Origin of the sequence: Adlercreutzia equolifaciens, from assembly GCF_029076695.1 — a bacterium.
GTDB classification, from domain to species: Bacteria; Actinomycetota; Coriobacteriia; order Coriobacteriales; family Eggerthellaceae; genus Adlercreutzia; species Adlercreutzia equolifaciens_A.
Window position 1 is genome coordinate 1 of the sequence record NZ_JARFIK010000371.1, and the last position, 303, is coordinate 303.

A 303-nucleotide genomic window follows, 5' to 3' on the forward strand; every position below is an offset into this window, starting at 1 on the left:
GTCTGGATTCTTCCAGAAATCAGTACACGCATGCCCTGATGAAAATATTTTTCGGCGAACTCACCTGCTTTTCTGAAAGCAATGCAGGTAATGAAATCGGTTTCCTTCTGTTCACCGTCTTTTTTCTTAGTGCCTCTTCTGTCGACCGCAAGTGTATATCTCGCAATAGCTGTCGGTTCCTCTCCCTGTGAATAACGCACTTCCGGATCGCGCACTAAGCGGCCCATTAAAATAACTTTGTTCAACTTCCTATCCTCCTGTTTTTGTTTCTAAAATGGATCTTTGCACAATTCGATTGACAGC

Annotated in this window: 1 protein-coding gene; it reads right to left on the minus strand. The window is 43.6% G+C overall.

The window, feature by feature from the left end; all coding sequences use genetic code 11:
- On the minus strand, positions 1 to 245 hold a 245-nt coding region (locus PZH32_RS12795), incomplete at its 3' end, for a single-stranded DNA-binding protein (RefSeq protein WP_275208635.1).
- Positions 246 to 303: the final 58 nt, after the last annotated feature.